This window comes from Companilactobacillus bobalius (genome assembly GCF_009764355.1).
The window spans coordinates 150,808-167,071 of sequence record NZ_LNUA01000032.1 but is presented as its reverse complement, the minus strand read 5'-3'; the positions used below and the strand labels follow the sequence as shown (position 1 = coordinate 167,071).

The 16,264-nt window shown below is 34.6% G+C and carries 15 protein-coding genes, 1 tRNA gene and 4 pseudogenes; 15 read left to right on the top strand and 5 right to left on the bottom strand.

Going from position 1 to position 16,264, the window contains the following annotated elements; genetic code table 11:
- Positions 1-129 precede the first annotated feature (129 nt).
- The 8 genes from ATN92_RS07890 (at position 130) to ATN92_RS07860 (ending at position 4,015) form a co-directional block, all read left to right on the top strand.
- The gene (locus ATN92_RS07890; RefSeq protein WP_056951978.1) at positions 130-828 is read left to right on the top strand and encodes a CPBP family intramembrane glutamic endopeptidase; all 699 of its coding nucleotides are present in this window, start codon (positions 130-132) and stop codon (positions 826-828) included.
- An 83-nt stretch (positions 829-911) separates the two neighbouring features.
- Positions 912-1,043, top strand: a complete 132-nt coding sequence (locus tag ATN92_RS19045; protein WP_267901940.1) for a hypothetical protein — start codon at positions 912-914, stop codon at positions 1,041-1,043.
- Between the two features lie 56 nt (positions 1,044-1,099).
- Positions 1,100-1,172 (top strand) — tRNA-Glu (locus ATN92_RS07885).
- A 206-nt stretch (positions 1,173-1,378) separates the two neighbouring features.
- Complete coding sequence (locus tag ATN92_RS07880; protein WP_056951976.1) at positions 1,379-1,792, top strand: hypothetical protein; 414 nt, start codon at positions 1,379-1,381, stop codon at positions 1,790-1,792.
- Entirely contained in the window at positions 1,789-2,124 is a 336-nt protein-coding gene (locus tag ATN92_RS19500; RefSeq protein ID WP_082604515.1) for a DUF2568 domain-containing protein, read from the top strand. Before ATN92_RS07880 ends, ATN92_RS19500 begins: the two co-directional genes overlap by 4 nt.
- A gap of 145 nt (positions 2,125-2,269) precedes the next feature.
- Positions 2,270-2,446 carry a hypothetical protein gene (locus tag ATN92_RS07870; protein ID WP_156638747.1) on the top strand — a complete coding sequence of 59 codons (177 nt, stop codon included), beginning with the start codon at positions 2,270-2,272 and terminating at the stop codon, positions 2,444-2,446.
- A 109-nt stretch (positions 2,447-2,555) separates the two neighbouring features.
- The gene (locus tag ATN92_RS07865; RefSeq protein WP_056951974.1) at positions 2,556-3,335 is read left to right on the top strand and encodes a helix-turn-helix domain-containing protein; all 780 of its coding nucleotides are present in this window, start codon (positions 2,556-2,558) and stop codon (positions 3,333-3,335) included.
- Positions 3,336-3,376: 41 nt separating this feature from the next.
- Entirely contained in the window at positions 3,377-4,015 is a 639-nt protein-coding gene (locus tag ATN92_RS07860; protein WP_411762965.1) for an NUDIX hydrolase N-terminal domain-containing protein, read from the top strand.
- Between the two features lie 43 nt (positions 4,016-4,058).
- Here ATN92_RS07860 and ATN92_RS07855 read toward each other — a convergent pair whose 3' ends face one another.
- From ATN92_RS07855 to ATN92_RS07845, 3 genes and pseudogenes are all read right to left on the bottom strand, one after another.
- Positions 4,059-5,831, bottom strand: coding sequence for an oleate hydratase (locus ATN92_RS07855; RefSeq protein WP_056951970.1), 1,773 nt, complete (start codon positions 5,829-5,831; stop codon positions 4,059-4,061).
- Between the two features lie 189 nt (positions 5,832-6,020).
- Positions 6,021-6,851: pseudogene (locus ATN92_RS07850) on the bottom strand (aldo/keto reductase).
- 203 nt (positions 6,852-7,054) lie between these two features.
- The gene (locus tag ATN92_RS07845; RefSeq protein ID WP_158106647.1) at positions 7,055-8,131 is read right to left on the bottom strand and encodes a serine hydrolase domain-containing protein; all 1,077 of its coding nucleotides are present in this window, start codon (positions 8,129-8,131) and stop codon (positions 7,055-7,057) included.
- A 164-nt stretch (positions 8,132-8,295) separates the two neighbouring features.
- On the opposite strand from ATN92_RS07845, the pseudogene ATN92_RS07840 reads away from it, so the two are divergent.
- Both ATN92_RS07840 and ATN92_RS07835 read left to right on the top strand, forming a co-directional pair.
- Positions 8,296-8,844, top strand: a pseudogene (locus ATN92_RS07840) (LemA family protein).
- A 240-nt stretch (positions 8,845-9,084) separates the two neighbouring features.
- Positions 9,085-9,765, top strand: coding sequence for a M48 family metalloprotease (locus tag ATN92_RS07835; protein WP_325063711.1), 681 nt, complete (start codon positions 9,085-9,087; stop codon positions 9,763-9,765).
- A gap of 52 nt (positions 9,766-9,817) precedes the next feature.
- Here ATN92_RS07835 and ATN92_RS07830 read toward each other — a convergent pair whose 3' ends face one another.
- Positions 9,818-10,414 carry a sugar O-acetyltransferase gene (locus ATN92_RS07830; RefSeq protein ID WP_056951962.1) on the bottom strand — a complete coding sequence of 199 codons (597 nt, stop codon included), beginning with the start codon at positions 10,412-10,414 and terminating at the stop codon, positions 9,818-9,820.
- 194 nt (positions 10,415-10,608) lie between these two features.
- Between ATN92_RS07830 and ATN92_RS07825 the strand changes: the two genes are divergently transcribed.
- The 5 genes and pseudogenes from ATN92_RS07825 (at position 10,609) to ATN92_RS07805 (ending at position 15,032) form a co-directional block, all read left to right on the top strand.
- On the top strand, positions 10,609-11,421 hold the full coding sequence (locus tag ATN92_RS07825) for a DNA/RNA non-specific endonuclease (protein ID WP_056951960.1): 813 nt from the start codon (positions 10,609-10,611) through the stop codon (positions 11,419-11,421).
- Positions 11,422-11,425: 4 nt separating this feature from the next.
- A pseudogene (gene glyA / locus ATN92_RS07820) lies at positions 11,426-12,664 on the top strand (serine hydroxymethyltransferase).
- A gap of 105 nt (positions 12,665-12,769) precedes the next feature.
- Positions 12,770-13,078: an ArsR/SmtB family transcription factor gene (locus ATN92_RS07815; protein WP_025084815.1), complete on the top strand. Its 309-nt coding sequence runs from the start codon at positions 12,770-12,772 to the stop codon at positions 13,076-13,078.
- Positions 13,079-13,139: 61 nt separating this feature from the next.
- Positions 13,140-14,354: pseudogene (locus tag ATN92_RS07810) on the top strand (NADH:flavin oxidoreductase/NADH oxidase family protein).
- A gap of 3 nt (positions 14,355-14,357) precedes the next feature.
- Positions 14,358-15,032, top strand: a complete 675-nt coding sequence (locus ATN92_RS07805) for a type 1 glutamine amidotransferase domain-containing protein (RefSeq protein WP_158106646.1) — start codon at positions 14,358-14,360, stop codon at positions 15,030-15,032.
- Between the two features lie 231 nt (positions 15,033-15,263).
- On the opposite strand, the gene ATN92_RS07800 is transcribed toward ATN92_RS07805, so the two are convergent.
- Complete coding sequence (locus ATN92_RS07800; RefSeq protein ID WP_056951953.1) at positions 15,264-16,091, bottom strand: SLAP domain-containing protein; 828 nt, start codon at positions 16,089-16,091, stop codon at positions 15,264-15,266.
- Positions 16,092-16,264: the final 173 nt, after the last annotated feature.

Genomic DNA, 16,264 nt, shown 5'->3' with positions numbered 1-16,264 from the left:
ACGTTGATCCTTCCTCGAGCAATCTTGAACATTTATTCACTCCCTTTAAAAAACTCACATAGCATTATAGTATTAAAGCACTAATTCTCAAATAATTCTAATAATTATCCTAAATAAGGTGGCTTTTTAATGAATAATTCTAAAAATAATTATCAACCTATAAAAACTATATTTCATATTATAGCCTTCTTGGCTCTATTTTTATTAGAGCAACTCCCATTAAGTATTCTGACATTGACCAAAAAGCAACTTGGATCAAGTTATCAATCTTATTTGAAAATTGCACCAATTATAACTATTATATTGCTAATTGTCGCTGCTATCATAATTATTTTTGTGTTTAAACGTGCACAAAAGTTTCCTACCCAAAAATTCACTAAAAAAACTTGGTTAATTATCCTAATTGCGACTGTTTTAATCGGCTTCATTAATTTTGCTACTGTTCCTTTTATGAAGAGTAGTAATGCTAATGTCGAAGCTTTACAATTGATTGGTAAAAATAATATAGCTATTCTGGTCATCTTTAGTGTAATTGTTGCACCAATTTTAGAAGAAATAATTTTCCGTGGTATTTTTATGAATTGGTTCTTCGTTAATAGTCCATTAATATCCGTTTTGTTGAGTGGTATCTTCTTCGGTTACGTCCACGCACCTTTTGGAACTGGAACTGATTGGATCTATGCCCTTTCAAAAGTATTGCTAGGTATCGTTCTAGCAGGTGTTTATTATCGAACTAAGAATATTAAAGCTGATATCACCGTTCACTTTCTCAACAATTTTCTTGCCATCTTCAGTGGTTTAGCTATTTCAGGGGTTATCTTACTATGAGAAACAATCAACAATGAAAATAATCAAACTTACAACTATTGCTCCAATAAAAGGATTTATTAAAAAATTAGGAAAAGTTACTGATGGCCAGTGCCAGAATTACTGGTTGGATTATTATGGAATATGCCGGCTTTGCCAGTGCCATTTACACTATCGTCTTGATTGGAATGTTGATCTATATATTGATAATTAAGACGAAAGATAAAAATAATTAACAATTATTATTGACACCATCCCTACTTTATAGGTAAAATAATGATTGTTGTTTAATTGCCCGTTGGTCAAATGGTTTAAGACGCCTCCCTCTCAAGGAGGAGTTATGGGTTCGATTCCCATACGGGTGATAATGAATTTTACAAGTTGTTATAGGTTGTCAAAACCTTGTTAAAACAACATTTTAATTTTTAGTTCTTCATTGATTATCACTTATTTACGACAAACTGGAGCCATGAGTGAGTCACGAAGAAATATATGAGCTTGCACGGCACTTGAACATCGACTTGATCGATGTTCTTTTTTTATTACTAAATATTACAGAAAGAATTTTTATATGAGTTATATTTCTAATTTCATCAATAATTATCACAATTTAATATCATTAATCGCTTCGCTTGCAACTATTATTATTGCTTTTTTGGCGTACCAAACTAGTAAAAAAACATATAATAACTCTTTGCCAAATCTTATATTCAATGATAAAACGCCTACAATTATCTCAAACAATGGACATAATTATTTTCAATTTAAAACCACCCTCCTAAATGATGGTAAAGGTACTGTTATGTGGGGGCTTGTTTTTTTAAAGATAAAAAACAAAAAAAACATATATATTTCCCAACCGATATTTAATTTAAAAGAAAAACAAACTGTTGAAATTACAATACATGATGCTCTGAATAATATTATAGACAGAAACTCCATAAGGCCTGATAAATCAATAAGGAAATCAGGTAATATCAAATGAATTTACTTACATTCAACGCCCTAATCAGATTTTTAATCGAAATAACAACTGCAATTCTTATCATTACTATTGACCTAACAAAATATTCATTACCATTAAATATCTTGATTGGAATAATTCTACCAATAATTTTCTTATTATGGAGGTTATTCGTGGCACCTCATTCCTCAAGACAGGGTTCTACAATCTTACAAATTTTTATTGAACTAATAGTTTTTGGTACCTGCACTTATTTGACAGTATCCAAATTATCTATAATAACTGGATTAACTTATTTATTAATCACATTTCTTAATACCATAATAATTCATATAGGAAACACATTATCATGAAAAAATTTGCATTGGTTATATGATATCTATTTTCTCATAACAAAAATAGACAATTAAACTAGTTAAGACAAATTGTTACTCCACTCAATCCTTACGGCTTTACAATATATTGTTCTAAAGAGTAAGAGACTGGAGGTAATTAATCATGGCACCCATTGAAGACAAGACTTTCCGTGGTTATGAATTAATAATTATGAGAAATACTATTATCAATATTTTAACAACAGATTCAGTTAATATGATTATCAATTACCAAGTTGATCCTGATAAAAATCAACGTCCCATTCAACCTAATTTAATTAATAAACATAATTTTTCCTGAAAATTTACATACACATTTACAAAACTTTACAATAATTGAACAGAAAATACACACTACTTTTATATCATCTACTTATAGATTATTAATTAAAATAAGTAGGTGTTAATATATGGACAACTTAGGGGACATATTAAAAGAAACTCGTCAGCGTCGACAACTTTCGCAACTGGAAACAGCTGAAAATATTTGTTCTCAATCTACCCTTTCTGAAATTGAACACAATAAATACATCCCTAATACACAATTGTTAATCAACTTATGTCAAAGACTATCGATTAACTTTGACGATTTACTTTTAGCACAGAATTTTAATAGTAGAAACTACCAACTACTAAAAACTTATCTGAATCGTCCCACTGTTATCGAATCAGTTCAAACAGGAAAACAGACGCAAGCCTATTATTTCTATTTAGCTGTATGTGATCTACATTTAGAACACAATTTTGACAGCTCTAAAGAACTTTTAAAATTATCCCTAGCCAGTGCTGGTCACAGTCGTAAGCAAACTACCTTAACTCGTATTTGTAATATCACTTTAGCCTACGTCTATGCTAAACAAGGGTTACGTACTTCTGCTATTAGACAGATTGAATTATCTCAAAGAGATCTCGATGAAATTACTTACGATGAAAATCTTAATATTGTTTATTTTGTTGCTGCCCTCTCCTATCTTGCACTTAACAAGTACGATCAGGCCATTGAAATGGTCGAAAAAGGTATCAACTTTACCCGTCAGAATAATTCCCACTTCATGTTATTAGATAGTATCTATTTGATGGCCCACATCACAGAGAAAATTCAAACTAGATATCATAAATTAGGAAATATTAAAAAGCACGATATTTTCAACGATTTCATTCGTGAACGATCCTACGCTAAGGCCAATTAAAAAAATACTTATAAATGTTATACTTTCTTTAAAAGGAAGGTATAAAAAAGATGGATGATGATATTGAATTATTACTTGAAAAGCTTCAAGCAATTGCTCAATCAGGTAAACATTACGGTAAAGATGTTTTTGACTTAGAACGTTATCAACAATTAGAGGATGTCGCTAAGAAATTGACAGCACAATTAACTCACAATGCGACACCTGAGAATCTGAATATCTTTTTCGATGCGGATACTGGTTACGTCACACCAAAAGTTGACGTTCGTGCCACTACTTTTAAAGACGATAAAATTCTTTTAGTCCGTGAAAAAAGTTCTGGTCAATGGTCCATTCCCGGAGGTTGGGCTGATATTGGTTACTCTGCCAGTGAAATCGCCACTAAGGAAACTTTTGAAGAAGCTGGCGTTCACACTAAACCGCTTCGTTTAATTGCTATCAAAGATATGCAAAAGAACCATTATCCTAAGAAAAATCTCAGTTACATTTACAAACTGTTCTTCGAATGTACTCCAACTGAAGACGATATTCACAGTGGCGTTGAAACTTCTGAAGTCAAATACTTCACACTCGACGAAGCTTTGAATTTAAATCTCTCATTGGAACGTAATCTCCCTGAAGATTTCAAAATGGCTTTTAAATGCCATCACTCTAAAGATTGGCAAACTTATTTCGACTAAAAAACGCCTCAATTCGTTTAGGAATTGAGGCGTTTTCTGTATATCACAAGAGATGTGCATCTTTTAATAATTCTTCAATATAAGTTCCATGAATCTTCTCCATAACTTTCTTCTCTACCAAACGTTCCTTAAATGGTAATTTAATATCTTCAAGTTTCTTCTTACCATCTAAGTAGTAGATAGCACGCATCAGTGTACGGACATCATAAGCTGAACCAAAGACTTCAGGAACACCACGATCAACATTCAACAAAGTGTAAACAGCTTCCATAGCTGTTCTAACTGAATATTCTGTTGTGAAGACTGTATCACGGTCTGTTTCTGCAAAGTTACCAATAAAGGCTAGGTTCTTTGATCCTTCTGGAACAACTAGTGGACGATCTCCAAGCTTTCTTGGCATGAAGTATGAAGTGATATATGGCATATGTGCAGGAATAGTGCTTGCATGATTTTCAGCAATATCCTTAATTTTGTCGGTTGGAACACCGATATGATAGAGCCACTCTTCACATAATTCATCACCAGTACATTCAGTGATCTTCTTATTTACGAAATTACCTGGTTTATCTGAGAATAGTCCATAAACCCAAACAACCAATTCGTTATCCTTTTGTCTCTTAAAGTGTTTTTGACGACTGATGGAATATCCATATAGCCAATTAGAATCTTTGATACTTACTGGACCACTGGTTACGATTGAACCACTATGTGGATCTTTCTTACTAATTTTTTCGATATATGGTGTTACTTCATCATCAGTTAAAGTAATTGTTCCAGAAATAGTCCAGTTTGCTTCAGGAATATTCTTACAGAACTTATCTGGATGACCAAAAGCTTCATCTTGTTTAGCTAAGTTTTCCCATAATTGCCAGCTGCTACCTAATTCATACTCAGTTGGTGCTGGATGAGTCTTGTCACCATAAGTTGTACTCTCGGTAATTGAACCATTTGTTACAAAGACTAAATCATTTTCTGTCAAACTGATTGTGCTATCTTTGTCATCAGTTGTAAGGTCGATTTCTTTAGCCACTTTAGAACCATTTGATGTATCAACTTTAATATTATTTACATGAGTATTGTATGTAAATTGAACACCTTTACTCTCCAAGAATTTAATCAAAGGTTGAATTAATGATTCGTATTGATTGTATTTAGTAAATCTCAATGATGAAAGATTTGAAAGTGAATCGATATGATGACAGAAACGCATCAAGTAACGTCTCATTTCCATAGCACTGGCCCAAGGCTCGAAAGCAAACATTGTTGACCAATAGAGCCAGAAGTTAGAATTCAAAAAGTCCTCTGAGAAGACTTCGTTGATCTTTTTGTCACCTAAATCTTTTTCAGGTGTCATAACTAAATCAAGTAATTCCTGAACTGCCTTTGGTGTTAAAGTTAAATCTCCTTCAGTTGGCAATTCTTTACCTTGCTCTTGAATAACTCTGCCATGTGAGAAACTAGGATCTTCTTTATTCAACCAATAAAATTCATCCAAAACAGATGCATCAGGATTTTCCAATGAGGGAATTGATCTAAACAAATCCCAAAGTGTTTCGAAATGAGGTTCCATCTCTCTACCACCACGGATGATATAACCCTTTTGTTCATTCCAAATACCATCCATACTACCACCAGGTAGAGCGAGTTCTTCTAAGACATGAATCTTGTCGCCTTTCATTTGACCATCACGTACGAGGAATGACGCAGCTGCCAAACCAGCTAATCCAGAACCAATAATGTATGCTGACTTATCATCAACACCAACTGGTTTCATTGGTCTAGCAAATGCTTCATAATTTCCGTTACTTCTATACATAAGAACCACCTCTTGAATTATTAGCTTTCTTAGTTGAAATCGTTTACAGCTAGAATATAGTTCTTATATTTCTAAAATTCAATAGATATTCCAAAATAATATTATTATTTGAATTCTTTATTTTCTAAAAAATGAGACAATATAAAAAAAAGAGTGGTATTTGAGATAATCTCAAATATCACTCTCATTTTAAAATTCCTCATAAACAGCGGGATCTTGATCTTTATTACGCCCATCTGGTTTAGTCAATGAATTAATTTTATTCATATCAGTATTTGATATTTCAAAATCAAAAATATTCATATTCTCTACTTGTCTAATTGGAGATGATGACTTAGGAATTGGCACAGTTCCCAATTGATGTTCCCATCTTAAAATAATTTGGCCAACTGACTTATTATATTTCTTACTTAGTTCAATCAAAACAGGATTCTTCAACACTGAACTGGCACGGCCAAGTGGACTCCAATCCATTGTGACAATCCCATTATCCTCATCAAATTTACGCATATCAGCTTGATTAAAATATGGATGCAATTCAATTTGGTTAATAGTTGGTAGAATACCCGTCTCTTCTTTTAATTTATTCAAATGTTCGGGCAAGAAATTACATACACCAATCGATTTAACCAAACCAAACTTTTGCGCATCAATTAAAGCTTGCCAAGCTTCAACATACTACCCACGTTTAGGATTAGGCCAATGTAACAAATAAAGATCAAAATAATCTAAATGTGCTCGGTAAAGTGATTCTTGCAAAGCAGCAATCGCATCATCATAAGCATAGTATCTACCAGGTAATTTAGAAGTCACAACTAATTTATCACGATCAATACCACTTTCAGAAATAGCACGACCTACAGCACCCTCATTTTCATAATTATAGGCTGTATCTAACATTCGATACCCATTGTTAATTGCAGCAACGATACTTTGAACACCTTTACGTCCATTCAACTTGTAAGTTCCAAAACCTATTTCAGGTATTACTTGTCCATCATTTAATTTGTACATCAACATTCACTCCTTTATAAGTCAATATTAACGTAACTCTTTTTAATCAATCAAACAATTAATTTATTTATTGCATAAAAAAAGGCCCTACATCAAGATGTAGGACCAGAAACCATTCCATAGAAATCTTTGGAATGTATGAAACAGTTTTGTGCGAATAGGCTATACCCGCACTTCCTATAGTAACACACTATTACTAAACTACCAAGCTAATCATTAGCAATTTGATAGATTTGTTTAACAAATGGTTTGACATCGGCTGCTTTTCTAGAGTAATTCTCCAAAGCTATAACTGCAGTCTTCCCATCATCAGAGATGTGAACTACTCCTTGGAAACCATATCCCCAGCCGTTAGCATAGTTATCATCTTTACCATGATACATACCACCACCATAAGTACTAATACTTCCGGGAACAAATAATTCATCACGTGATTTCTTTGTCAACATGGAACCATTCATGATGTACTCTTCAGCTTTATACAAATCACCGACACTCATGAAGACTTGTCCAGTACCTAATTCATCATATTCATAGTATCTCTTAGTATAGAAGATATTTTGATAATCCATCTTGATCGACAAAGGATTAGGATTGTTATAGCCAATTGCTTTAACAACATCTGGTGAATAATCATAAGCAAAAATTGTATGTTTAAGATTCAACTTATCTGTATAAGTTTCCGTGAATAATTGTTGATAAGTCTTACCAGTCATCTTTTCCAAAATACCACAAAGTAGATTGAAATTAATAGCTTGATAATTCCACTTATCGTGTAATAAACCGATATATTTTGTATTCTTAATATCGGCATTTATAATTTCTGAATCTGACATGACTCTGTATGGTCCGACGTCCCCCTTCAGCATTAAGCCTGACGTCATAGCCATCATCTGTCTGAGTGTTATGTTATTACTACCTGGAACTTCGGGATAAAATTGTGACAATTTGTCATTCAAGCTCAATTTGTTTTCTTGAACTAATTTCATGTCCATTGCCGCCGTTAAATTCTTCTGAATCGAATCTATTTCATACGATGTTTCATCATTGTTGTAAAGATTAGTACCGTAATTAGAATATCCTCGACTAGTTTCAAATATCGGTTTGCCATTCTTTACAACCAATAAACTACCGGAAAAACCTTTTTGATCAAGAATCTTATTAGCTTTTTGAGCAAATTCATCGGTGTAATTCGTATCAACCGAACTATCTACACATGCAGTCGATGGTGCAATACCAAGCAAGGCAGATGAAAGCATTAAAATGGGTAAAAACATTTTTTTCATAATATTCACCTTAAAACCTGTTTGAATACCTTCCTTAATTGTTAAGTATAGATTATTTTTCAAAAAATTAATAATATTTTAGTCAAAATTTTCAATATGTCTACTTTCACTAGAATCATTGCAATATGGTAGAATATAGCCAATAAGAAATGAAGGAGATTTAAATGAAAACAATAATAATAATTGCCATTATTTTAGTAATAATTGTCGCCTATGCAGGTATGTACAATAGTTTGGTAAAATATCGCAATCGTGCTCGTGAGTTCAGTTCTCAAATCAATGATCAACTAAAACGTCGTACTGACTTGATTCCTAACTTGGTCGAAACTGTCAAAGGTTACGCTACACATGAAAAGGAAACACTAGCAAATGTTGTTGCTATGAGAAACAATGTTATGAATTACGAAAGACTCCAAGATAAAGTTGAGGCCGATAACGCTTTGACTGGTGCTTTAAGACAAGTTTTTGCTTTAGCTGAAAGTTATCCAGATTTGAAAGCTAATCAACAATTTTCACAACTAATGGAAGAACTTTCAAATACTGAAAATAAAGTTTGTTATGGACTTCAATAAAATCTCTTAATTTATCTTCTGGAGATTCAATATAGAGATAGTCTTGGAATCCTAACACTTTGGTTATTTCATGGATTAATAAACCTCCACTTTCTCCAAATCCCTGATGCTGAAAAAGCTGCACCTAAGGTTAAATTTTAATCAGGTCTTCCTTTATCTTATGACCCTGATTTTCTTTATAAACGTATGTTCTACCTTCAATATTTACTATTCCTGTTGTTACTAGCGGCTTTAGGTAGCTTTATCGGTGCTTATTTCTTTGACAATATCTATTCAGGTATCGTCATTGCATTGGTAATTGCTATCGTCTATACACTGATGATTTGTCCTTTGCTTTGAAACTGTATCTCACTTAGTCCATCTTCAATATGTTATATTTAGCTGGCATTATCTTTAATTACAATATCATTTCCATATGCTAGATTAAAGGTAATCAAACGGAAAGGAAATGAGATTTTACTTATGAAAGCGCCTAGTCCCAATGCTTTTGCTACCGGACGTGATCCCCAACATGCCGCTGTGGCTGTTACCAGTGGCCTTTATCAAATGATGAACCGTGAAGAACTCGAAGGCGTTTTAGCTCATGAGATCTCTCATGTTAAAAATTACGACATTCGAGTATCAACAATTTCCGTAGCTTTATCTTCAGCCACCATTTTGATTTGTTCAATTATCGGTAACGCTTATCGTTGGTGGATTCCTATGGACCGTGACGATCGTGATAACAATAATTCTGGCGCCATTCGAGTTGTTCTTTGGCTAGTCGGCTTAGTCTTCGCTATTTTGGGACCATTGATTGCTAGTTTAGTTCAAATGGCTATTTCCAGAAATCGTGAATACTTAGCCGATGTTTCCGGCGCTGAATTGACTCGTAATCCTCAAGGATTGATCAATGCCCTGGAAAAATTAAAAGAAAGCACAAAACCGATGCGTCGAGTTGATGATGCAAGTGCCTCTCTGTATATCGATGATCCAACTAAAAAGAAACATTTCTCAGGACTTTTCGATACTCACCCACCCTTGGATGATCGTATTGCCGCCTTGAAAAAAACTTTTGAATAGTACAAAAATAGCTCACTCAACTTTTATGGTTGAATGAGCTATTTATTTACAATCAAATAAAATCATGACCAACAAATCCTGTTTTATCGTCATCAGTAATAGGACGAATAACCTTACAAGGATTGCCAGCAGCGATAACTTTATCAGGAATATCATGTGTCACAACGCTACCTGCACCTATAATCACATCATTTCCAATTGTTACTCCTGGAAGAACCGTTACATTAGCAGCTAGCCACGTACGATTACCTATTGAAATTGGTTTAGCAATACATCCACCTATCTCACGCTCTTTAGCATCAAACAGATGATTGCTGGTATACAAACCAACTTTAGGTCCGAATAATACTTTATCTCCAATCGTTACTTTGGCTCCGTCCAAAATCACACAATCATAGTTTGCATAAAAATCATCACCGACAAAAATGTTACGTCCAAATTCACAACGAAAATTAGGATTAACAAATGGTGCTTTACCTGCTTTACCAAACAATTGACGGACTAATTCTTCTTTCTTCGCTTCATTACTTTCATTATTAATTTTAGTAGTTAACTCCGTTGATTTGGCTCTGGCATCAACTAACAATTGATCTAAATCATCATATGGTTGTCCAGTAGCCATGTATTGAAACTTTTCATCTAAATTCATTATTCTCCCCCTACTTTGCACATTAATACTTATTAAGCAAATTTTATCATGAATTAATATAATTTCTCTAATTAATCAAGGTAATTCCGAATTAATTTTTGCAATTTTGGAAATAATGTTCTAGATTTCTGAAAATATATGATAAAATCATACATGGAGATTTCTAAAATCTTCATAGTAAGGGGAACGATTTTATGTATATGTTATTGCTTGTTTTATTAGGTGCCATCGTGTTGTTTACAACATTCATGGTCAAGCCTAAAAAACGTCTGCACCGCAAACTGGTATCTTTAGGATTACTACTGATTGTGGTTGGTGGTTCAGGTGTTTACGAATCCTACCAGAACAATGGGATTGGAACTGGCGATAACCCGAAGCAAGTGGAGAAAAGCAAAACTTACTCGAGTTCTAGTCTGGCCAATCTGAATTACAATGGTAGCCAAGAAATAGAAGTTAATAACAATACGCCTACTTTTACAAAATCCGAACTAAATGTCTCAAATGGTCCCTGGCAAGAATTTGCTGATTTAGATAATCTAAACCGTGCAATTCAAGCTGATGCACTATTAAGCAAAAGCTTAATGCCTACCCAAAAGCGCGAAGCACTTTATGTTAATCCAACTGGTTGGCACAACAAGCGCATCAAGGGTGGCTGGCTATATAATCGTTCACACCTCATTGGTTATCAGTTAACTGGACAGAATAATAATCCTAAGAACTTGATGACCGGTACTCGCTCTCTGAATTCACCAGAAATGCTCAAACACGAAAACGATATTGCCTACTACCTAAAGCAAAATCCTAGCAACTTTATCAGATACCGGGTCAAACCGATATATCGTAATGATGAATTAGTTGCACGTGGCGTTCAAATGATGGCTGAATCAATGACTTCATCAGGTCAACCAGATAAAGCAGTATCTTTCAATGTGTATATTTTTAACGTTGAGAATGGTGTTAAGATTAACTATAGCGATGGTACAAGTGTAGTTAATAATAATTATTAAGGAGATGGTCGTAGTGCAATATAGTACAGGAGATAAAGAAGTTTTCGATCTAATCAAAAAGGAAGAAGAACGACAAAATAGAAATATTGAGTTGATTGCTTCCGAAAACCTTGTTTCTGACAATGTTAGAAAAGCGCAAGGATCAGTTTTAACAAACAAATATGCTGAAGGTTATCCAGGGCATCGTTACTACGGAGGTTGTGAATATATCGATCAAATTGAATAAACAACTGTTGCTCTGAATAAAAAATTATTCAACGCCGAAAAATTAAGAACTGGAGTCCCTTCACCAACGATTTGATAAATTAAAATTCCCCAAGCAGTTCTAAAACCTGGTGACTCTGTTTTAGGTATGGATCTTAATGCTGGTGGTCACTTGACACATGGCTCAAAGGTTAACTTCTCTGGTAAAATGTATAACTTCCATTCATATGGTGTTAACGCTGAAGGTTTCATCGATTATGATGACGTTCAAAGAATCGCTGAAGAAGTAAAACCAAAACTTATCGTTGCTGGTGCTTCTGCATACAGTCGTATCATCGACTTCAACAAATTCCGTGAAATTGCTGACTCCGTTGGAGCTTATCTAATGGACGATATGGCACACATTGCTGGATTAGTTGCTGTTGGTTTACATCCAAATCCAGCTGGTGTTGCTGATATCGTTACAACAACTACTCACAAGACTCTTAGAGGTCCTCGTGGTGGTATGATCCTTGCCAAAGCTGAATTAGGCAAAAAGATCAACTCTGCTATTTTCCCAGGAACTCAAGGTGGCCCACTAGAACATGTTATTGCTGGTAAGGCCGTTGCTTTCGGTGAAGATCTTCAACCTCAATTCAAGGATTACATGGAACAAGTTGTGAAAAATGCTGCAGCTATGGCCAAAGTTATCAATGATGCTGACAACCTATCAGTTCTAACTGGTGGTACAGACAATCACTTGCTAAACGTGGTTCTAACTGAAACAGATATGAATGGTATGGAAGTTCAAAATCTTCTTGATACAATTCACATCACAACTAACAAGGAAGCCATTCCTAATGATCCATTACCTCCTAAGTACACATCTGGACTACGTTTAGGTACTCCTGCCATCACATCAAGAGGCTTTAACGAAGAAGATTGTGAAGAAGTAGCACGTATTATTGTTGACGCTATTAAGTATCACAATGATCCTGAAGAATTAAAGAAATTAGATGCTCGTACAAAAGCACTAACAGACAAGCATCCTATCAAATAGTAATTACTAAAACAGAGCTGAGGCTCTGTTTTTTTGTTGACATTTTATTTTGCAAAAGTTATTATAGGTTTAAACGTTTAAACCTATAAAATTAAGGAGATCAATATGGCTGAAGAAACAATGAACCTTTTTCGAAAAGGTATGCCCATCTTTGGTATCTTTCAAGATGAGAATCGTCAAAAAATAATTTTGCTACTATGTAAAAATAAGGAATTAACCGTCAATCAAATCACTGAGCAAATTAACCTATCACGTCCGGCCGTCTCCCATCATCTTAAATTAATGCTAGATGCCGGTGTCATCGCTGTAAATAAAGTCGGGAAAGAACGTTTATACCGTGTTTCATTAGATGACACAGTTCAACTGCTCAAAGATTTAACTGTTTCACTCGAGAATAGTATTTCATCCAAGTAGGATGAAATTTATTTTTTGTTCAATAGGTTCAAATGTTTAAACTCATTATTAGGAGAATATTATGACAACTATCTTTACACCTTTAACTTTGAAAAATGGTACTACTATTAAAAACAGATTTGCTAAGGCTGCTTTAAGCGAAACCTTAGGTGACAAAAACTGTCAACCAACGAAAGAACTTATCTCCCTTTATCAAAAGTGGGCTCAAGGCGGCACTGGTCTTCTTATTACCGGAAATGTTATGATCGACCGCAATGCTCGTGGTGAATATGGCAATATTGTTGTTGATCGTCAGCAAGATTTGAATTTATTAAAGAAATGGGCTCTAGCCGGAACCACGAATGATACCAAAATTTTCATGCAATTAAATCATCCCGCTTAACAATCCCCCAAGACTATCAGTAAACAACCAGTTGCTCCTAGTGCCGTTCCCATGACCGGTTCTAACGGCTTTGCTTTCAATACACCTAGAGCTTTAAGCATTGAAGAAATTAAACAAATTATCAATAAGTTCATCGAAGCTGCGGCAATTGCACAACAAGCTGGCTTCTCAGGAGTCGAAATTCATGCGGCTCACGGATATCTTTTGAACCAATTTCTTTCACCAAATAAGATTAATCCCGCTGGTGAATATGGTGGCTCGTTATGAAATAAAATGCGTATCTTAACTGAAATTTATACTGGCATTCGTGAAAAAGTCGGCCGTGACTTCCCTATTGCTTTAAAAATCAATTCATCCGATTTCCGTTCAGATGGTTTCTCTAAAGAAGATTCACTTCAAGTAATTCAAAAGATGGATCAACTAGGTATTGATTTGATTGAAATTTCTGGTGGTAATTACGAAAATCCTAAGATGCAAGGAATCGGTAAAGGTGCTTTCTTCATCGATTATGCTCAAAAAGTAAAACAGACTATCTCAACTCCAATTGTTGTTACAGGTGGTTTCAATACATCCACTGGTATGGAGAATGCCGTTCAAAATAACGAAACTGACTTTATCGGATTAGCCCGTCCTCTAGTTATGGTACCTGACTTGCCTAACCAATTAAAATGGGGTAATTTAATTGGTAAAAAACTACATCATTTAACTACTGGTTCAAAAAAATTGGATAAAAAAGTAGGATCATTGATTGGTTTAAGTTTCTACCAACAACAAATGTTGCGTATTGCTGAAGGTAAAGAAATTCAACATACAACTAATGCCTGGGGAGCTTTGCTGTTCTCTCTCAAACATCAAGGATTATCCGCTTTAATGCCACAACGTGATAAGGAGTAAATCATGAAAAAAGTTCTAGTTGTTTTAACAAATACAATTGAATATAAAGGCACTGACCAGGCTACCGGACTCTGGTTAGGTGAAGCCACCGAATTCGTTGATGAAGTGACTAAAGCTGGATTTGATTTCGATTACGTTACAAACAAAGGCGCATTCGTTCCTCTTGATCCTCGCAGTTTCAAATATACCGACAAATCCACTATGGCGATTTACAGTAGTTCTGATTTTCAACAACGAGCTTTAACCAACTCGCTAAAACCATCAGAAGTTCATCCCGAAGATTATCAATCTATTTATTATACTGGCGGACACTGGGTTATGGGGGAATTCCCTACCAATCCCGAATTGCAAAGTATTACTAGGAAAATTTATCAACAAGGCGGCTTCGTAACTTCTGTCTGTCACGGCATTGCTGGCTTACTCAACGTTAAAGATGATGACGGCAATTACTTGATCTCCGATAAAAAAATTACTGGCTTCACGACCGCTGAGAATATTTTAGCTGGTAAAAGAAAAGATGTGCCATTCCACAAGCATCTTTATGGAACCAATGAATATGTGAACTTTCAAAAGAAACGTGCCTACAAAGAATTTGCTATCCAAGATGGTCAACTTATCACCGGACAAAATCCTTTTTCCGCTAGAGCCGTTGCTAGAATATTAATTGAGAATAATTAAAAACAGCAAAAAAAGCCCAGAAGCAAACGCTTCTGGACTTTTTGTTTAGCTACGGATAAAGGGGTTTATCACGTACTCCTAAGTAAATACGGAGGAAATATTTGGAATCATCTGATTCCACTTAACAGTATATGACTTGCCAGTGTCACTATATGTCAAAATCCCACCTTATACGAAAATAATTGTATAAAGTGGGATTTTTTTTTAACATTTAATTTCTATTTAGAATAGTTATTTAACATCTCTTGATGCAAGCCATTCATTAGTGGCGACACGATACATTGTTTGACCGTTAATAGTTGCAGTTTGATCAGTTAACCAAGCTGTGTTTGCGCCTAAGACACGGTTAGCAATTTTTGTACCATCTTTTGTAAACAAAGCTGATTGATTTTTAGTAGTTACAACGCCTAAATGAGACTCCTCGTTCCCGTCTCTACTATCAACCCAAGTGTTAGTACCTACACGATAATATGTTTCTTCATAATTATACATTTTACGGTCTACCTTCCATGAAGAACCGGCAGGTAATGTTACAAACTTAGTTGTTCCAGGAATTGAATTTGGCAATCCTGTATCATCACATGTAATCGCTGGTTTTGTGAGAGTAATTGTCGTTGAATAAGGCTGTCCTGATTTTTTATTTTCATTGATGGTTGTTGCATTAGTTGGTTGGTACATTAGGCCAGCAAAGTATACATCCCCATTGTCTTCAAGATCCACTTCATAATCATTATAAAGTGGCTTGTAGCCATCAAACTCAGGTGCAGCAAGATTGACTGTACCCGTAGAACTTACCTTTATACCATCAAGCGATACGGTTAAACCATTACCAGTTGGATGAGCATTTTCCCCACTCGTTAGGATACTTCCATGAATAACTCCATGTAAAGTATAAGTTCCATCACCATTATCCGTATAACTAGCATCAGGTTTTACATAATCGCTTTCTGGGCTAGTGGCTGCATGTACATTAGTTGTTTCGATAGGTGCAATAACTGGACCAGCTGTTAACAACAATGCTGCAATTGTAATCCCCATATATTTAATTTTTTTATTCAAAATCTTATCCTCCCTAACAATTTTATTTACTACGTAAGATTAGCACATGGTCATGACACGATATGACAATCCAAGGTTTCCTACGATTATATTTCTAAAAATCATTAAAAATGTGATTATTTTTTATTCTGATTATTTGCTCCCCAGAGTTTTATCAAAAATATTCTGAATAA

What these genes read in the sequence shown, in the direction of transcription:
- ATN92_RS07815 (WP_025084815.1), top strand. Translation starts at nt 12,770, where the DNA reads ATGGCTGAAGAAACAATGAACCTTTTTCGAAAAGGTATGCCCATCTTT.
- ATN92_RS07880 (WP_056951976.1), top strand. Translation starts at nt 1,379, where the DNA reads ATGAGTTATATTTCTAATTTCATCAATAATTATCACAATTTAATATCA.
- ATN92_RS19045 (WP_267901940.1), top strand. Translation starts at nt 912, where the DNA reads ATGGCCAGTGCCAGAATTACTGGTTGGATTATTATGGAATATGCCGGC.
- ATN92_RS07845 (WP_158106647.1), bottom strand. Translation starts at nt 8,131, where the DNA reads ATGAAAAAAATGTTTTTACCCATTTTAATGCTTTCATCTGCCTTGCTT.
- ATN92_RS07890 (WP_056951978.1), top strand. Translation starts at nt 130, where the DNA reads ATGAATAATTCTAAAAATAATTATCAACCTATAAAAACTATATTTCAT.
- ATN92_RS07855 (WP_056951970.1), bottom strand. Translation starts at nt 5,831, where the DNA reads ATGTATAGAAGTAACGGAAATTATGAAGCATTTGCTAGACCAATGAAA.
- ATN92_RS07805 (WP_158106646.1), top strand. Translation starts at nt 14,358, where the DNA reads ATGAAAAAAGTTCTAGTTGTTTTAACAAATACAATTGAATATAAAGGC.
- ATN92_RS07870 (WP_156638747.1), top strand. Translation starts at nt 2,270, where the DNA reads ATGGCACCCATTGAAGACAAGACTTTCCGTGGTTATGAATTAATAATT.
- ATN92_RS07865 (WP_056951974.1), top strand. Translation starts at nt 2,556, where the DNA reads ATGGACAACTTAGGGGACATATTAAAAGAAACTCGTCAGCGTCGACAA.
- ATN92_RS07825 (WP_056951960.1), top strand. Translation starts at nt 10,609, where the DNA reads ATGTATATGTTATTGCTTGTTTTATTAGGTGCCATCGTGTTGTTTACA.
- ATN92_RS07830 (WP_056951962.1), bottom strand. Translation starts at nt 10,414, where the DNA reads ATGAATTTAGATGAAAAGTTTCAATACATGGCTACTGGACAACCATAT.
- ATN92_RS19500 (WP_082604515.1), top strand. Translation starts at nt 1,789, where the DNA reads ATGAATTTACTTACATTCAACGCCCTAATCAGATTTTTAATCGAAATA.